We start from the raw sequence: 17,248 nt of genomic DNA, 5'->3' as shown, positions 1-17,248 counted from the left end.
GATCATTCTCCTGCTAATTGTGCTCGAGCATCGTATAATGACATTCCGGCCATCAACAAACCAAGCTCATTCTTCGTTGTTTCGTTTGCATTCACAATACCAGTTATTTCACCATGTGAGATAACTGCAATACGATCAGCAACATTCAAAATTTCATCCAATTCAAAGCTAACTAACATCACTGCTTTGTTCGCATCACGTTGATAAATTAACTGCTGATGAATATATTCAATTGCCCCAACATCTAGACCACGTGTTGGTTGAGCAGCAATAATAAAATCAGCATTACGATCTAACTCACGTGCAATAATTGCTTTTTGTTGATTACCACCTGATAATGAACCCGCTGTTACTAACTCGTTCACTGTACGCACATCAAATTTCGTAATCAATTCACGTGCATGTTTATTAATGGCATCATAATCTAAGACACCATACTTTGAAAGCGGCCGCTTATAGTAAGTTTGTAATGCAATATTCTCCGCCAACGTCATTTCTAACTCTAATCCGAAGCGTTGTCGATCCTCTGGAATATGAGAAACCCCTGCTTCAATAATTTGACGAGGCTTTTTATTTGTTAGATTCTTTCCATTTAATGTGACCTTACCCGATGTAACAGGTAGCAATCCGGTAATTGCTGAGATCAATTCGGATTGACCATTACCATCAATACCAGCAATACCAACAACTTCACCCGCATGAATATCAAGGCTTAAATCCTTTACCGCAGTTAACCCACGGCTATCCTTAACGGTTAAATGTTCTAATGAAATGACCGTCTCTTTAGGTTGTGCAGGGGTTTTCTCCGTTGCATATAAAGAAACAGACCGTCCAACCATGATATCTGCTAATTCCTGTGATGACACACCTGCCACTGGGAAAGAGTCAATTGATTTTCCACGGCGAATAACTGTCACTTGATCAGCTACTGCCTTAATTTCATCCAATTTGTGTGTAATTAGAATGATTGACTTACCCTCTTTAGCAAGGTGTCGCATAATATCCATTAATTCATCAATTTCTTGCGGTGTTAGAACTGCGGTTGGCTCATCAAAAATTAAAATATCCGCACCACGGTACAATGTTTTCAAAATTTCAACACGTTGTTGCATACCAACAGAAATATCACCTGCTAATGCATCCGGATTAACATCTAGCTTGTATTGTTCAGATAATTTCTTAATGTCTTGGCTAGCCTTTTTAATATTTAATTTCATACCATTAACTGGTTCAGAACCTAAGATAATATTTTCAGTGACCGTAAAAGCATCCATCAACATAAAATGCTGATGCACCATACCAATTCCTAGTTCCGCTGCCTTGGCTGGACTGTCTACCGTAATCTTTTTACCATTAATTAAAATATCACCAGATGTCGGTTGTAATAAACCAGATAATTGATTCATTAAAGTTGACTTTCCTGCACCATTTTCTCCAAGTAACGCATGAATTTGACCACGTCTTACTTGCAGATTAATTTCGTCATTTGCACGAAACTCGCCAAATTGCTTAACTATATTGTGCATTTCTAACACAATTGGCTCATCTGCCATATTCTCTCTCCCTGAAAAAACCTTTCACTTGCTTCTCTATAAAACTCAACATATAAAAGTCATTTTACAGATTATTTTTACACATTTCTAGTGTTCATCTAAATATACTTCGTCTTTTAACAATTTTGTCATAAAGTAACATTAAAATGAATAACAGCAACAGAAAAAGCCGAACATTAATTGTTCCGCTTCCCCCAAACATTAATACCTGTTTTTTACTTCATTTTGCTTGGAACTGTGACATCCCCAGCCTTCACAGCAGCCTTCGCTTTTTGAACAGCTTGTTTTTCTTTGCTATCTAAATTATCAGTCGTTAGTCCAACACCACCATTGTTCAAGCCAAATGTCACAGTCTTACCACCAGGAAAATGCCCCTTCATCGCTTGGTTAGCAAGTTTAACGACAGAACTTGGAATCTTTTTGACTGCTGAAGCCAACGTTAGATTCGATGCTTTATCATCTTTAGTTTTGTATGCCCCCTGAGATTTTTGATCCATGTCAACACCAATTACCCAAGCTTTTTGCTTATCAGTATCCGTTAACTTTGTATCAATATCCTTAGCAGACGTAAAGACAGCATTACCGGCAGGACCCGCAGCTTGGAAAATAATATGTGATCCAGATGTATACATGGCATCTGCAATTGTCTTTGACTTTGCAGTATCCGTAAATGACTCGATAAATTGCGAGTCAACTGTGATATTGGGATCAACAGATTTAACACCTGCGATATAGCCTGCCTGAAAGGCTTTAATAGTTGCTGAACTCATACCACCAATGAAACCAACCTTCTTGTCACCCAATTCTTGAGCCTTGGTTGCTGCGGCAACACCCGCTAAGTAAGAAGCTTCATGTTGTTTAAACATCATTGATGCGACGTTTTTTAACGGCTTTTTGGCCTGATCATCAATCAAAACATATTTTGTGTTTTTATTTTTTTCGGCTGACTCGACTAAAGCATCATTAGTTGCATAACCAACGCCAATTAACAAATCATAATTTGCTGAAACACCTTGTTGAAAGTTTGGGGCAAAGTCTGCATTAGTTTTAGAGGCAAAATAATCGTAACCATTCTTCCCCTTCTGTAAGTGATGTGATTTTCCCCAATCCGTCACACCTTTCCAGGCAGATTGATTAAATGATCGGTCATCGACACCACCAACATCAGTGATCATCGCAACTGAAAAATCTTTCTTATTGGTACTTGTGTGCTTATTTTGAGCCAACGTTGCACCCACACCAACAACTATGATGACAGCTACACCACCAATAACCAAATTACGACGTGAAACCATGTTCCGTTCTCCTTAATTTTCGTTCTTCTAAACGACAAATACTGATTAGTTAACATCAGGTTAACATTGTTTAGCTCGCTAATTTTCTTGAATAGTATAGCCTTTAGCTACATCATTTGCAATATACAAACTAACAGAACTGCTAAATTGAGTAAAACGTTTTACTGACTTTTTAATACTGTTTTTGTTTCAAATACGAACAATTAATAAAATGGTCTTTAAAACATTTGTTATAAAACGTTTTAAAGACCATTACTCGATAATATTTTTCTGTGACTATTCGTTATTTTTTTAAGTTACAATTAAGTAACAATATTTAGAACGTCTGCTTGAACTTTGAGTTAGCTGGATGGGCTGGTACTTTAATATCACCTTTAATAATTGCCTTCTTCGCCTGCAAGACGGCTTTTTTCTCATCACTATTTAAGTTCTTTGTCGGTACAGAAACACCGCCTTCTTTTAGTCCATAAGCAACAATTTCCCCTCCTGGGAACTGATTCTTCATTGCTTTATTCGCAATAAGGTGTAGACCACGTCCGACACCAGTGATTGATGAAGTCAAAGTGAAATTATCTTTTTTACCATCCTTTGTTTGGTAATTTCCCATATTAGATTGATCCATGTCAACCCCAATGACCCATACCTTATCCTTTGAATTTGACATCAAGTCCTGGTTATTATCTTTTGCAGCCGTAAAGACACCATTACCAGTTGCGCCAGCCGCCTGGAAAATAACCTTTTCACCCTTAGCCATCATCGCATCGGTAATCGTTTGCCCTTTGGCGGCGTCACCAAATGAATTAGCATACTGCACATCAACGGCCAAGTTTTTATCGACGGATTTTACACCTGCAGTGTACCCAGCCTCAAACGCATCAATAATATTACTGTGCATACCACCAACAAATCCTACGGTACTTTGATGCAAGGCTTTTGCTTTAGTAGCTGCAGCAACACCAGCTAGATATGAAGACTGTTCAGAACGAAACATGACCGAAACAACATTCTTAGTTTTCTTTTGATCAATGTCATCAACTAAAACATAGTCCGTCTTTGGATTCTTTTTAGCTGATGAAACAGTTGCATTATGCAAAGAGTAACCAATACCAGCAATCAAATCATATTTACCTTGCACTGCTTGTTGGAAGTTAGGCGAGAAATCTGCCTGTGATTTAGATTGTAAGTAATTATAGCCATCACTACCCTTTTTTAAATCATGCTCCTTGCCCCATGCCTGTAATCCTTCCCATGCTGATTGATTAAATGATTTATCATCGATACCACCAACGTCTGTTACCATTGCTACCGTATAATTCTTCTTAGCAGAAGAATTTGAAGAACTTAATGTACCATACGCAACGCCACCAATAACAACGACTGCTGCGACACCACCTATTATTTTTAATCGACGTGAAACCATACTTTGCCCACTTTCTTAACCGTTTAGAGGTAACATTCTGTTATTTTTTAATTTATCACCCTTCAAATTATACGGTTAACCCCATCATTTTTTCAAGCGATTTTTTCGTTATTTAAATATTCAAACACTGTAAACCCTTTGTTTATAAGACATTTTTACTTTATAAACGAACAATTTTTACAATTAATTCACAACTTATACGGCCGTTCATTAGCAATTGTATGACCTAACACTATGTTACTAAGCAAATCAACGAATCATAATATCTTTAATTACGATTGTTTCAGTGACTGATATTTTTACAAAGCAATTAATATTCCGATTATCCTTTTTAAAATAACTATGCCTATAATTAAATTAGTTTTATAATTAAGGCAATCCTTATAAGAAGAGTAAGCGAGGGAGTGTGTGTGGCAAATTTTAAAGAAATATTTAAACGAAGTGATGTCCAGAAATTAATTGCTCTAATTTTCATTTTGATCGTTTTGTATATCATTCGTGATTTAATCAGCATTGTATTATTAACGACCATTTTTAGCTATTTAGCTGTCAAAATTGCAAGTAAAATTAATCGTTGGACGAAAATTCCCTATGGTTTTTCAGTATTAATCTTCTTTATTGTTGGTATCATTGTTTTTGTTATGGCTTTTACGTCTATCGTACCAACCTTAGTTAAACAATTTGCCGTTATCCCTGACGAAGTTATGAAGGTCGTCAAAAATTTCCCTGATATTAAGAAATATCTAAATGATACTTATCAAAACCTTGATTTGTTAAATGAACTCACAAAAAACTGGAAAAGCCTCCTTGAAAGTGGTTGGGATACACTCAACGTCATTGGTAGTGTTCTTTCTAAAGTTTTATTATCAATTTTTCTTAGCTTCATCTTTGCTATTTCATGGCAAAGATTACGAATTTTCGGTACACAGTTCATCCACTCAAATTATCCAAAATTCTTTACGAATGTCTATGATCTAACTAGTACCTTTGTTTTAATCTTAGGAAGTGTCATTGAGGTCCAGATGATTATTGCCTTTATTAATACAATACTAATGGTTATTGGTCTGAGTTTCTTAAAGGTCCCAAGCATTTTGGTCATGGCCTTGCTAATATTTATTCTTGGTTTAATTCCAATTGCTGGTGTGCTACTATCATTAATTCCGCTAAGTGTGATTTCGTTTGCAGCGCTTGGTTGGACTGGTATGATTGAAGTTTGGATTTTAGTAGCCGTTATTCATCTCTTTGAGTCATATTTCTTGCATCCAAGATTAATGGCCACGCGTACTGAACTACCAATTTTTCTAACCTTTGCAACCATTATCGTGATGGAACACCTCTTAGGCGCTTGGGGACTAATTATCGGCGTGCCAATTGTCGCCTTTATTCTCAACCTTATCGGCGTTCAAGAAGCCTCAATCTCGAAGCATTCGTTAGAAGAGAGCACCAGATAAAGATCGTTTATGCTATAAAACTTACAGGTTTATGATTACTGTTAAATTTTTTTATTATAAAAAAGACGTTGACTGGTATGTGCCAGTTCAACGTCTTTTTTCTTTATTCCTATTCTGCTAATTAGCACCATCATAAACAACTTTGAATACTTCACAAACGCAAGGTATTTTTTCATGGAATTGCTTACCCATCTGCGCATATTCAGACTTGAAAAACTTTTCATGAACCTCGCGCCAATAACTTAACGAGCGATCGCCCTCGCCTTCATGATAGGCGTGTTCCGCCGACACCAAATCATAAGGTATCGTTTCTACAACGGTTGTTTGTGTAATACAAACAGGTTGTCCATCACCATTTAAAATAATATTATATTCGCCAACATAAGGCTTAGGTTCACCCAATTCATAAAGTTCAGCAGCTGAAGTTGTTGCCGTTTTAACGCCTTGAACGGTTAATGTTGCTAATTCATTCGCCATTTCAGTGCTATCCCCGTATGCCCAAGCCGAATAAGCTGTCGCTGGATCCAAATGACTAACCTGACAAAATTCTTGCCAGTAATTTTCAATCTCTGTATTTTGCATATTAAAATCTCCTAGTTATGGTTCTTATTAGTGATGTTTCATTTTCATTTGTACTTTTTGATTAGCAGTAAAATGTCCTAGTACTGGTTGTCCATGCTCAATCATCAAGACGTCTAGTTTAAACAATTTTGGAAAAGCTTTGTAATAGAACCGCGTTAACGACCACTCTAGGCCCATGAGTGCCATCGCCGTTACAAAGAATGGAATTATTCCTGGCATATATGGCTTTTGTTTAAAAATAAAGTAACTTATTTGCATGCCAAAATAACAAATTGCCCAAGTATAGAATGCGAATCCTAGGTAAAATATAATTTGAAATAAACGACTTCTTTGGTTAAATTTTTGCTTATACCGTACCGATATTTTTTCGAAAACTGGTATAACAAACGCTATCCCACCTTCAAATAATGTTGGTGGCACTAAGGTACTGTCTAGTTCTGCATCCGCATGATACCCTAACCAGTGACATACTTTGTACCCAAACGTTCGCATTAAGGTATATAGCGGAAAGAATAGTGCAACTGATCCGGGTTCAGGCATTCCTTCAAAGTTAACATTCGTATTGATGGTTGATTTACCTGTAAAAGCAACATAAAAAGCTTCGGAATACGCCATACTAAAGAAAATATTCAATAACTGAAACACAATAAACCCCATCGTAATGAAAAAAACACCCCAACTCTTGCCCTTGTTTTTTCTCTTAGCCATACACACTCCTCAAACAATACCCACAACTACTCTGATTCTTTTTTTCTGCGCCCTACGACTGGCTGACTATGTTCAGTCATAATCACATCGAGCTTAAAAACTTTCGGAAAGACTTTATAATATAATTGCGTTAATTTCCATTCGGCAAACATCATTACCACAATTGTAATACCCATACTTGCTGCACTTGAAGAACTAGTTATCCCAATAAATTCAGTAATTGCGTAACAAATTTTCACACCGTAATAACAGACTGCCCATGTCCAAGTAACAAAGCCTAAATAAAAAATTGTTTGAAACAATTTACTGCGTTGTTGGTATCTTGCCTTATACTTCGGTGACATTTCCCTAAAATCTGGCAGAACAATCGCTAATCCACCACCTAACAAAGTAGGTGGCACATATTGATAATTTAGATCGGCCTTGGCATGATAACCAAACCAGTGAATAATTTTATAGTTAAAGCCGCGCCATAATAAATAGACGGGGAAAAATATCGCCACTGGACCAGCATTTGGATTGCCATAGTCCGTTTCAGAGACCATCCCAAGTCCTTCTGAAAATCCTTCCGCAAACGCTAAACTAAAAAATATATTCACTAGTTGTGACAATGCAAAGAGCAAATTAAACAAGTATTTAAAATCATGTCCCTGATGACTTTTTTGACTCATAATCTCCTCCTTATCTTCTTGTTGCCTATTATAGCGCTTTCACATTATTCTATAAACAAAGCTTAAAATAAAAAGTTGGAACCTATTCGTTGGTCCCAACTTCATTTTCTAACGTTCTTTCAATATCCGATTAAAGCAACCCAGCTTCTTTCAACAACTCTGCTACCCAGGTATCATCAATTTTATGCAATGCTGTTTTTTGAACCAACTTTGGTATATGCAAATCAATATCAGTTAGCTTCTTTTTATCATTCATATAGTAAACCGCACGCAATAGTGTTCGAATATCATAAACTGAATTAAACACCTCTGGCACTGCCCGTTCAACATTTAATAACGTATATACGGATTCCATCGCTGTTCGAATTGAATACTCCGTTGTAAAGACTGTATCACGTGTTGGTGATTCAGCAAAATTACCAATAAACGCCAAATTCACTGATCCATCCGGTACAACTGCTGGTCGATCACCAGCAACTCTCGGCATAAAGTATGAAGTAATAAACGGCATATAAACCGGAACTGTATTAATATTCTCCTGCTTTGCCAATGCTTTAATTTTTGTTTCTGGTACACCCAAGTGATATAACCACTCTTGTGTAATTTCTTCACCAGTACTTTCAACAACTGTCTTATCAACAAAATTTCCCTTTGTGTCAGAATACAAAGCATATAGCCAAACGACAACTTCATTTTCAGTCTGTTGTTTAAAATGTGGTTGTCGATGAACTGCAAAGCTCATCAGCCAATTAGAGTCTGTAATCGTTACAATACCACCCGTATTGACTTTATGATCATGTAAATCACGATTCGTTAAACGCTCAATGTAAGGTTCCAGCTCACTATTCTTAATCGTGAGTGTTGCTGCCACATGCCAGCTTTTTTCTGGTAAATTGTCATAAAATACTGCTGGATGACCAAATTCTTCTGATTGTTCGGCAAGATTATTCCAAAGTGTCCAACTGCCACCTAATTCATTGGTAACTGGTGCTGCTTCATAATGAGAACCATATGTGGAACTCTCAGTAATCGACCCATTTGTCACAAATATTAAATCATTCGGTGTTAATTGCTGCTCCTTTTGTTCACCATCCACATGCATGAATAACTTACGTGCCGTTTTCGTATGATCATCATCATTAATATCAACATCAATATTGTCGACTGTCGTATTATACTGAAAATCAACTCCAAACCCTTCAAGATACTTAATGATTGGTAAAACCATTGAATCATATTGATTGTATCGGTTAAATTTCAATGCTTTAAAATCAGGTAGCCCATCGATATGATGAATAAAACGCATCGTGTAACGGCGCATTTCAATAGCTGAATGCCATTTTTCGAAAGCGAACATCGTTGCCCAATACATCCAGAAATTACTCTCAAAAAATTCAGGTGAGAAAAATTCTTCAATTGTCGTGCGCCCAAGTTTTGATTCTGGTGTCATGATTAACTTGATGAGTTCAACTGACTTTTCATCTAAGGTATACTGACCGTCAGTTGGCACACGTTGTCCTCGTTTATAAATTAAACGGGTGTTTGAAGAATTTGGATCATCTTTATCTAACCAATAAAATTCATCTAAATATGATGCTCCGGGAATCTCTAACGATGGAATTGAACGATACATATCCCACATCGTTTCAAAATGATTTTCCATTTCGCGGCCACCACGTGTGACCAATCCAATATTTGGTCGCTCAGTACCATCTAACGAACCACCAGGTACAGACAATTCTTCTAAAATATGAACTTGCTTACCTGGCATCTGGCCATCACGAACCAAGAATACTGCTGCGGCTAAACCTGCTAGACCACCACCGACAATGTAAGCCGATTTTTGATCAACACCGGCTGGCTTTCTTGGGTGTGCAAATGCTTCAAAATTACCACTACTGTAATTCATAAATTATTCCCCCTCTTCAATGCAATAAACCATGGTTTTTCAAATCAAAATCTCTAAGAAATACTACTTAATCCGTACTCCTTACCCCTAGAATACACATATTTAATTAAAATTACACTATACAGAAATGATGAATTTGTTTAACACATTGTTAAATAAAATAAGTAGTATTTTCGCGTTTATTTGTGATTATTTTCACTTTACCTTTTTTACCTTTTTTGATATGCTTTAAGTGTTTAAATATCAATAAATAATTTGGGGGAAACTACTATGAAAGCAGCCGTTGTCAGAGATAATTGTGATGGATATGTTGATATTAAAGATGTCCAACTACGGGATTTGAAATATGGTGAAGCACTTGTAAAAATGGAATATTGTGGTTTATGTCACACAGATTTACATGTCGCTGCTGGTGATTTTGGTAAAGTACCAGGTCGCATTATTGGTCACGAAGGTGTTGGAAAAGTGACCAAGATTGCTGACGGTGTAACGAGCCTAAAAATTGGTGATCGGGTATCAATTGCTTGGTTCTACAAAGGATGTGGTCATTGTGAGTATTGTACAACTGGCCGTGAAACCCTTTGTCGAAATGTAGAAAATTCAGGGTTTAATGTTGATGGTGCCATGGCTGAAGAATGCATCGTCCCAGCAGACTATGCAGTTAAGGTTCCTGAAGGTCTCGATCCAATCGAAGCAACTTCATTGACTTGTGCTGGTGTAACTGTCTATAAAGGTCTTAAGACTGGTGATCTAAAACCCGGCCAATGGGTTGAAGTCGTTGGTACCGGTGGTTTAGGTAATTTAGCGGTACAGTATGCCCATAATGTTTTTGGTGCGCATGTTGCTGCGGTAGATATTGATGATGCAAAACTAGCCGCTACTAAGGAATTAGGTGCTGATTTAACGATTAATTCTCGTAACGAAGATGCCTCACAACTGTTGCAAGATAAAGTTGGTGGCGTTCACAGTGCCATCATCACAGCGGTTAGTCCAGATTCATTTACAACAGCCGTTAATGCATTGCGTCCTGATGGTACGTTAGTCGCTATCGCCTTACCTAAGGGAGATATGGGATTGAACATTTCAAAGACAGTGCTAGATGGTATTAAAGTTGCTGGGTCACTAGTTGGTACTCGTCAAGATTTAGCAGAAACATTCCAATTTGGTGCTGAACATCGTGTGAAGCCAATTGTCCACACCCGTAAGCTATCTGAAATTAATGACATCATTGATGAAATGAAGAACAATCAAATTGTTGGTCGTATGGTTATTGATTTCACACACTAATTAACTAATCTATTTCTATCTATAATAGCAGAAAGCCGAGACAAAATGTCTCGGCCTTTTTTGTGCTAAAAATGTATTAATTATAAGCTCGTAAATTAATCACCCCAGACTTCTTGTGCTGTATCAACAACCAAACGGATTTTGTCCCATTGTTGTTGTTCTGTCAACTGATTACCTTCTTCAGTTGAAGCAAAGCCACACTGTGTACTTAATGACAAATTCTCTAGCGGTACATACTGCGTTGCTTCATTAATTCGCTTAATCAACGTTTCCTTTTGCTCAAGCTCTGGTCGTTTACTTGTGACAAGTCCCAAGACTACCTGTGTACCCGCTGGTACTTCTGCTAGTGGTGCAAAATCACCTGAACGTTCATCATCAAATTCTAGATAGAACGCATCAACTTTTTCTTGCGCAAATAAATGACTGGCAACTGGTGCATAACCACCCTTAGCTGCCCATGTTGAATGATAATTACCACGACAAATATGGGTGCTAATACGCAAATCTTCTGGCAAATCTTCAATTGCTGCATTGTTCAACTCTAAGTAAATATTCTGTAATGCGTCACGATCAAATTCACCATTAGTCATTTCTTGCCAAAAATCACTATCAACAACCATCCCCCAAGTACAATCATCGAGCTTCACATCACGACATCCGGCATCATACAATGCCAAAATCAAGTCATGATAGGCTTGACCGATATCATGAACCAACTCAGCATGGTCAGGATAATACTTATGCAATGCCTCTTCATTCTCAACGCCACGTACTAACTCAGCATAAAATTGCGCTGGTGATGGAATACTCTGACGAGCAATAATACCTGGCTGGTCTTGAACTAGCTCATTTAAAAACTTAAAAGCTTTTAAATCATTGTGCTCTGGATCAAAGGCGATTTTGCCAACAACCTGAGCAGAATCATTCCTGGTTTCTTCATCATGGAATAAGTAGCCATGATCAGCATAGGTATGAGCAATTCCAGAAAAACCCCAAAAAGTGTCTAAATGCCAATAACTACGTCTAAATTCACCATCAGTCACAATCTTCAAACCTGCATCAATTTCCTTGGCAACTAAGTCACGGATAGCTTCATCTTCAACTGCTGTTAACTGTTCTTGATCAATCTTTTTTGCCGCAAAGTCGGCACGCGCTTGCTTGATTGCGTTAGGACGTAAAAAACTGCCGACAATATCATAATGTAATTTCGTTGCTGTTAGTATAGCCATAATTAAAATCCCTCTTTCTGCTAAATACAAATAAACTGAGTTTTGATTAATTTGTTAATGCATTAAAAAAGTCCCTAGAAAACAAGAATTGCTTTGTTTTCTAGGGACGTGATGTTAATTGTTCACGTGGTACCACCCATATTCAATATTATGCGATTAACATAATATCCTCATCCAGATACACTGCTACTAGCTATATCCTCCCGCAATAACGGGCGGACCCGCAAACAGCTAATATACGTTTAATAAACTCACTGTTTGTTTGCACTCCAAGACCATCTTCATCGACGCTTCCTTACCACGTTTCAGCTCATGTGGTTCTCTGTTAAAAGTCGCTAATCAATTACTCATCTTTTCTCAGTAAAAACTAATTAATTTATCTAAATAATAGGATAAACGCCTTATATTGTCAACAGTAAAATTAAAATTTTATTTTCGTTTGTACACTAACCATACTACCGCAAAAATTAGCACTGCTGTCATCACCAAAGTTCCCACCCAAGCCCAAGTTCCTACGGCTAGTGGTAGATGCATATTCATACCATAAAATCCTGAAATAATTGGCGGCACAGCCAATATAAGTGACCAAACGGTTAGGAAACGCATTGTATCATTTAACGAGTTATTCAAAATATTATTATAAGTATTAGACAACCGTTCAACCAAGTCTGCTGTGTCCTGTGTAATCTGTTGACTTTGATTGGTTTCAATTTCAACATCCGCAACCAAATCACGTTCACGTTTGGCTAAGGAAAGTTCATCTGAATCAGCATCACCACTTAACTTCATTTGTTTGATTGCCATCACATTATTATCTGTTGCTGTTGTTAAGTGAACAAGTTGATTGCTAAGCGACGCTAGCGCTTCAATTTGCTTATTTGTTGGATTTTTACGATAATTTGCCAACTTTTCGCGCATAGCATTAATATCATCCACTTGATCCATATATTGGTCATTTAAGCGCCACAACAACCGTAGCAAAATGGTGATGACACTTTGTTGCTGTTTACTTTTTTTCGTGAATAAATCTTGCAGTTCCTCGTTAACATGTTGGGCACGCTTCGGAACAGCCGAAATCAAGGTATCCGCCGTCACAATAAAACTGACTGGCACAACATGATAAGTTCGCGCCGATTCATCTCTAATGATAACCTGCCAAATCAGCATACCAACTTCTGTCTGTTCGTTATAATCAAAGCGTGATCTTTCTCTAGGATCCTGCACGTATGATTGAAATCTATATGTTAGGTCAAACTTGTTTCGTAGTTTTTGCACATCCTCATGCGTTGGATCAACAACACTAACCCAATGTAACCCATTTAAAACAGGATGTTCTTGGTACATACACATTGGTCCCCTTCTGATTATTTCATGCTCTCATTATAACAGTTATCATAAAGAGCGCGTGCAACAAAGGGCGTACAAGTCTTCCGATGCGTAATTCGCAGTCTTATATAATTGGGTTGTTTACTGCATATTTAGGTGCTGCCCCACGCAATACTGTATCAATCATTTTAGCAGCAATCATTGCCATTTTTTGATTTGCTTGTTGTGTGTTCGCACCAATATGCGGTGTCACTATCACATTATCCATCTTCAAAAGTGGGTTGTTTTTGTCAATTGGTTCTTGTTGAAAAACATCCAGTGCCGCACCGGCAATTTGTTTATTTTGCAAGGCCCAAATTAATGACTGTTCATCAATAATTTGTCCACGTGCTAAATTGATTATTGCAGATTCAGGTTTCATCCACTGAAATTCTCTATCACCAACAATGTGTCGCGTTTCTGGCACAGCCGCTAAGTGCAAGCTAATAATATCAGCCGTTTCAAACATTTTTTGCCAACTAACAAACTTGCCATATGGTGACGACTTTTGTTTGCGATCAAAAATGATCACCTTAGCGCCTAATGCAGTTAATAAACGCGCTAACTCCTGTCCAACATGTCCGTAACCCACAATGCCAATAGTCGCCGCTGTTAAATCTTGACCCAGTAATTGGTACGCACCTACCCATTGATCATCGCGGGTCAGTTTATCAACTAACCGAAATCTTCGGCGTAATTGCAACATATTCATGAGTGCCATTTCAGCGACACTATGTGCATTCGCGCCTGGTGTGTTCGTAACCCAAACGCCCTGCTTGGCTGCAAAATCAACATCGATATTATCGTACCCGACACCTCTTCGTGCAAGAATTTTTAGATTGGGCATTTGCTGATAAATGTCATTTGAAATTTTTTTACTGACCATCATTACTGCTGCAGCATCAGGAGCTAGATTTAAAATGTCCTTCTGTCCAGGGTTGTCAATAGTTATCACTTCATATCCTTTTTTAGATAGATAGTGATCGGTTAATTCATCTGAAATTTTAGGAATGATTACCTTATCTGCCATTATCATTGCCCCCCTATGATACGAAATAAGGCTGTGTGTCAACATGCAAGCGATCAGCAATTGCCTTTATTTCCATGATTGTTTTATCATCGATCTCAATCCCGTTTTTCTTACGATCTTGATATGCTAATTGCTCTTTATCGCCATGTACATAGACTTCTTTTCCGGGAACAGCTGGTAATTGCCGTAAATCCTCTAGGTACCGTGAAAACTTATCAATGATTTTTTCTGAATCACCAAAGATAGCCGGATCAATGGCAATAAAACTTTGACATGGACCGGTTTCTACATCCGATGCTGAAATTTCAGCAGACGTGTTTCCCAAAGATAAAATAGATGTGAAAACCTCAACCATAATCCCCAAGCCATAACCTTTGTGACCACCAGTCTCTTCAGTTATGCCGCCAAGTGGTGCAATGCCAACGTTTGCCTCTGGATCGCGTAATGAATCCAGGGTTGCTGTATCTGTATGATCATAGACAGGTTGATCCCCCTCCTTAGCAACCCATAAGGCAGGTAAGTCTTTTTCTTGCTTACGATAAACTTCAATCTTACCTTGTGGCACAACAGTAGTTGCGGCATCAAAAATAAAATTATGTGGCTTTGCCGGCATCGCAAATGCAATTGGATTTGTACCAATAAAAGCTTTTTTAGCATTTGTTGGTATCATACCTGGTCTTGAATTACATGATGACATCCCAATCAAGCCTTGTTCAGCAGCCAAATTAGCATAGTAACCTGCAATGCCATAATGACCGGAACGTTTGGTTGTCACAATACCAACACCATGTGCTTTGGCCTTTTCTATTGCCACTGCCATACTATACATGCCATTCAATTGTCCCGACCCAAAATTGGCATCTATAACCGCACTAACATCAGTTTCTTTTTCAATTTCAGGATGACTGTCGATTCTTATTTTGCCATTTTGTATAAAACGATCATATAAAGCAAGGCGTTGTACCCCATGTGAAGTGATGCCATGTAAATCCGTGTAAATTAAGGCATCTGCTATTTTTTGACTATTTTCTTTTGAAAATCCGTATGCTTGATAAATTTTATTTACTAGAGCATTCATTTTTTGACTATCATATCTGTTTGTCATCTTAACTACCTGGCTTTCAATGATGTTAAATTAAGATATTTTCTTCGTCCAAATCAACATTAGCTAAATATTTTACATTGGATATCGAATTTTTTCTGTCCCTCCATTTTCAACTTTTCTAACTATTGATAAGTTGTTTTTTCAGTTGTGGACGCAAAATTTTACCTGTCGGATTACGTAGAAAATCTTGCACAAAATAAATCTGTGTCGGACGCTCGAATTTTGCGAGATTTTCGTTGGCATAATCCTGTAATTGCGCTATCATCGTTGCTTCATCAAGCAATGAATTTTTGGGTTTCACCACTGCAGTTACGGCCTCACCATACAGGTCATCTGGCATTCCTAGAATAACAATTTCCTCAATAAAATCTAGTTGTGAAAGAATACTTTGTACACCGGCTGGCGCAACTTTTTCACCACCGCGATTAATCATATCTTTACTACGTCCCTTTACAAAAAGGTAGCCATCTTCATCAAAGTATCCTAAGTCTCCCGTTAAAAACCAGCCATCATGAAATGCATTTGGTTGTGGATCCACATAATCTGAAATAACATGGTCACCGCGCACAATAATTTCCCCAATTGCAGTTCCTTTTGTTTCATATTTACCATCAATCAAAATAGCAACATCAGTACCAACTGGTTTACCTGCTGAGCCAATTTTCTGCGCATTAATTGGATTCAGTGTACTTTGACTTGATGTCTCGGTCATACCATACCCCTCTAAAATCTTTGTATGAAAGCGATCTTGAAAAGCAATAAACTTGCTTTCTGGTAAAGCAAATGATGAACTTCTAACAAACCGAAGGTGAATGTGCGCTTTTAATTCTGAATAAATATGATTTGCTTGATCATTGATTAGCAAAATTGAAATTATCGTTGGTACAACTGACGTCCAGGTCACATGATTTTCACTAATTTGTTGCCAAAAATGACTGGCACTAAATTTGTTCGCAATCACAATTTTTCCACCCGAAAGTCGTGTTGATAATGTTGAAATGACTTGCGCATTAATATGAAACATTGGCATCGTAATCAAAGTCGTGTCGGCTGATGTCATTTTATGAGAATCAATATTATGATGCGCTGCATTATTTAAAATACGATGGGTTAAGCCAACTCGCTTGGGCTTACCAGTCGTACCAGACGTATTTAAAATTAGTCCAAGATCTTCCTCGTTAGGTGAAGTTCCTGTATCATTTGGACGTTTTGATAACAATTCAGTATTAATGAATATGGTTAATTCTTGGTTTGTATTTAACTTAACAATTTGTTTTTGTAAAGGTACTTGATCAGTCAATTGATCTGCTAATTCTTGTTTAACAACGATCACAGCATAGGTATGTTCATTAAATTCTGTCAAAAGTTGGGCAATTGGTGTCGTTGCTGCGACTGGATGTTCAACAACCCCAAGTTGCCAAAACGCTTGGGTTAATACTGGATATACTGCTGAATTATCCAAACAGACCAGCGCTAGATCCTGGTTCATAAGGCCAATTTCTTGAAAAAAGTCGTGTAACGTCGCCACATCATCCGCTAATTGTTGACCAGTAAACCACTGATCAAGTTGTAAGTCTTTAATCAGGTCATCCTCTTTATGTATCTGTAATTGCTCAGCTAATTGTTTTGTAAGTGTTGTCATC

At 37.6% G+C, this 17,248-nt stretch carries 14 protein-coding genes; 2 read left to right on the top strand and 12 right to left on the bottom strand.

The features are described from left to right. Positions 1-2: 2 nt before the first annotated feature. The 3 genes from QRX23_RS01705 to QRX23_RS01695 all read right to left on the bottom strand — a co-directional run bounded on the left by QRX23_RS01705 (position 3) and on the right by QRX23_RS01695 (position 4,268). Entirely contained in the window at positions 3-1,553 is a 1,551-nt protein-coding gene (locus QRX23_RS01705) for an ABC transporter ATP-binding protein (RefSeq protein ID WP_330155723.1), read from the bottom strand. 215 nt (positions 1,554-1,768) lie between these two features. Beyond that, positions 1,769-2,848, bottom strand: coding sequence for a BMP family lipoprotein (locus tag QRX23_RS01700; RefSeq protein WP_330155722.1), 1,080 nt, complete (start codon positions 2,846-2,848; stop codon positions 1,769-1,771). A gap of 316 nt (positions 2,849-3,164) precedes the next feature. Continuing rightward, complete coding sequence (locus QRX23_RS01695) at positions 3,165-4,268, bottom strand: BMP family lipoprotein (protein ID WP_330155721.1); 1,104 nt, start codon at positions 4,266-4,268, stop codon at positions 3,165-3,167. Between the two features lie 410 nt (positions 4,269-4,678). Here QRX23_RS01695 and QRX23_RS01690 point away from each other — a divergent pair, with 410 nt between their 5' ends. Further along, positions 4,679-5,719, top strand: coding sequence for an AI-2E family transporter (locus tag QRX23_RS01690; protein ID WP_330155720.1), 1,041 nt, complete (start codon positions 4,679-4,681; stop codon positions 5,717-5,719). A gap of 117 nt (positions 5,720-5,836) precedes the next feature. Here the strand turns inward: QRX23_RS01690 and QRX23_RS01685 are convergent, their stop codons facing one another. From QRX23_RS01685 to QRX23_RS01670, 4 genes are all read right to left on the bottom strand, one after another. Continuing rightward, positions 5,837-6,301, bottom strand: coding sequence for an ASCH domain-containing protein (locus QRX23_RS01685; RefSeq protein WP_330155719.1), 465 nt, complete (start codon positions 6,299-6,301; stop codon positions 5,837-5,839). A gap of 27 nt (positions 6,302-6,328) precedes the next feature. Then, positions 6,329-7,009 (bottom strand): hypothetical protein, encoded by a 681-nt coding sequence (locus tag QRX23_RS01680; protein ID WP_330155718.1) that lies wholly within the window; start codon positions 7,007-7,009, stop codon positions 6,329-6,331. 26 nt (positions 7,010-7,035) lie between these two features. Continuing rightward, positions 7,036-7,680 carry a hypothetical protein gene (locus QRX23_RS01675; RefSeq protein ID WP_330155717.1) on the bottom strand — a complete coding sequence of 215 codons (645 nt, stop codon included), beginning with the start codon at positions 7,678-7,680 and terminating at the stop codon, positions 7,036-7,038. A 130-nt stretch (positions 7,681-7,810) separates the two neighbouring features. Continuing rightward, positions 7,811-9,589, bottom strand: a complete 1,779-nt coding sequence (locus QRX23_RS01670) for an oleate hydratase (RefSeq protein WP_330155716.1) — start codon at positions 9,587-9,589, stop codon at positions 7,811-7,813. Between the two features lie 270 nt (positions 9,590-9,859). Between QRX23_RS01670 and adhP the strand changes: the two genes are divergently transcribed. Further along, positions 9,860-10,876, top strand: coding sequence for an alcohol dehydrogenase AdhP (gene adhP, locus QRX23_RS01665; protein ID WP_002828647.1), 1,017 nt, complete (start codon positions 9,860-9,862; stop codon positions 10,874-10,876). 95 nt (positions 10,877-10,971) lie between these two features. Here adhP and QRX23_RS01660 read toward each other — a convergent pair whose 3' ends face one another. The 5 genes from QRX23_RS01660 to QRX23_RS01640 all read right to left on the bottom strand — a co-directional run bounded on the left by QRX23_RS01660 (position 10,972) and on the right by QRX23_RS01640 (position 17,247). Next, positions 10,972-12,105: a 5-methyltetrahydropteroyltriglutamate--homocysteine S-methyltransferase gene (locus QRX23_RS01660; protein WP_330155715.1), complete on the bottom strand. Its 1,134-nt coding sequence runs from the start codon at positions 12,103-12,105 to the stop codon at positions 10,972-10,974. A gap of 429 nt (positions 12,106-12,534) precedes the next feature. Further along, on the bottom strand, positions 12,535-13,449 hold the full coding sequence (locus tag QRX23_RS01655; protein ID WP_330155714.1) for a magnesium transporter CorA family protein: 915 nt from the start codon (positions 13,447-13,449) through the stop codon (positions 12,535-12,537). Positions 13,450-13,555: 106 nt separating this feature from the next. Further along, complete coding sequence (locus tag QRX23_RS01650) at positions 13,556-14,500, bottom strand: phosphoglycerate dehydrogenase (protein ID WP_330155713.1); 945 nt, start codon at positions 14,498-14,500, stop codon at positions 13,556-13,558. A gap of 13 nt (positions 14,501-14,513) precedes the next feature. Further along, positions 14,514-15,605 (bottom strand): Ldh family oxidoreductase, encoded by a 1,092-nt coding sequence (locus QRX23_RS01645; protein WP_330155712.1) that lies wholly within the window; start codon positions 15,603-15,605, stop codon positions 14,514-14,516. A gap of 118 nt (positions 15,606-15,723) precedes the next feature. Continuing rightward, entirely contained in the window at positions 15,724-17,247 is a 1,524-nt protein-coding gene (locus QRX23_RS01640) for an AMP-binding protein (protein WP_330155711.1), read from the bottom strand. Position 17,248: the final 1 nt, after the last annotated feature.

This window comes from Weissella paramesenteroides, assembly GCF_036327715.1.
In the GTDB taxonomy this organism is placed as follows: domain Bacteria; phylum Bacillota; class Bacilli; order Lactobacillales; family Lactobacillaceae; genus Weissella; species Weissella paramesenteroides.
Note: the sequence above shows the minus strand (reverse complement) of the source record. Positions and strands in the feature narration are given on the sequence as shown.

What these genes read in the sequence shown, in the direction of transcription:
- QRX23_RS01705 (WP_330155723.1), bottom strand. Translation starts at nt 1,553, where the DNA reads ATGGCAGATGAGCCAATTGTGTTAGAAATGCACAATATAGTTAAGCAA.
- QRX23_RS01700 (WP_330155722.1), bottom strand. Translation starts at nt 2,848, where the DNA reads ATGGTTTCACGTCGTAATTTGGTTATTGGTGGTGTAGCTGTCATCATA.
- QRX23_RS01695 (WP_330155721.1), bottom strand. Translation starts at nt 4,268, where the DNA reads ATGGTTTCACGTCGATTAAAAATAATAGGTGGTGTCGCAGCAGTCGTT.
- QRX23_RS01685 (WP_330155719.1), bottom strand. Translation starts at nt 6,301, where the DNA reads ATGCAAAATACAGAGATTGAAAATTACTGGCAAGAATTTTGTCAGGTT.
- QRX23_RS01680 (WP_330155718.1), bottom strand. Translation starts at nt 7,009, where the DNA reads ATGGCTAAGAGAAAAAACAAGGGCAAGAGTTGGGGTGTTTTTTTCATT.
- QRX23_RS01675 (WP_330155717.1), bottom strand. Translation starts at nt 7,680, where the DNA reads ATGAGTCAAAAAAGTCATCAGGGACATGATTTTAAATACTTGTTTAAT.
- QRX23_RS01670 (WP_330155716.1), bottom strand. Translation starts at nt 9,589, where the DNA reads ATGAATTACAGTAGTGGTAATTTTGAAGCATTTGCACACCCAAGAAAG.
- adhP (WP_002828647.1), top strand. Translation starts at nt 9,860, where the DNA reads ATGAAAGCAGCCGTTGTCAGAGATAATTGTGATGGATATGTTGATATT.
- QRX23_RS01660 (WP_330155715.1), bottom strand. Translation starts at nt 12,105, where the DNA reads ATGGCTATACTAACAGCAACGAAATTACATTATGATATTGTCGGCAGT.
- QRX23_RS01655 (WP_330155714.1), bottom strand. Translation starts at nt 13,449, where the DNA reads ATGTACCAAGAACATCCTGTTTTAAATGGGTTACATTGGGTTAGTGTT.
- QRX23_RS01650 (WP_330155713.1), bottom strand. Translation starts at nt 14,500, where the DNA reads ATGGCAGATAAGGTAATCATTCCTAAAATTTCAGATGAATTAACCGAT.
- QRX23_RS01645 (WP_330155712.1), bottom strand. Translation starts at nt 15,605, where the DNA reads ATGACAAACAGATATGATAGTCAAAAAATGAATGCTCTAGTAAATAAA.
- QRX23_RS01640 (WP_330155711.1), bottom strand. Translation starts at nt 17,247, where the DNA reads ATGACAACACTTACAAAACAATTAGCTGAGCAATTACAGATACATAAA.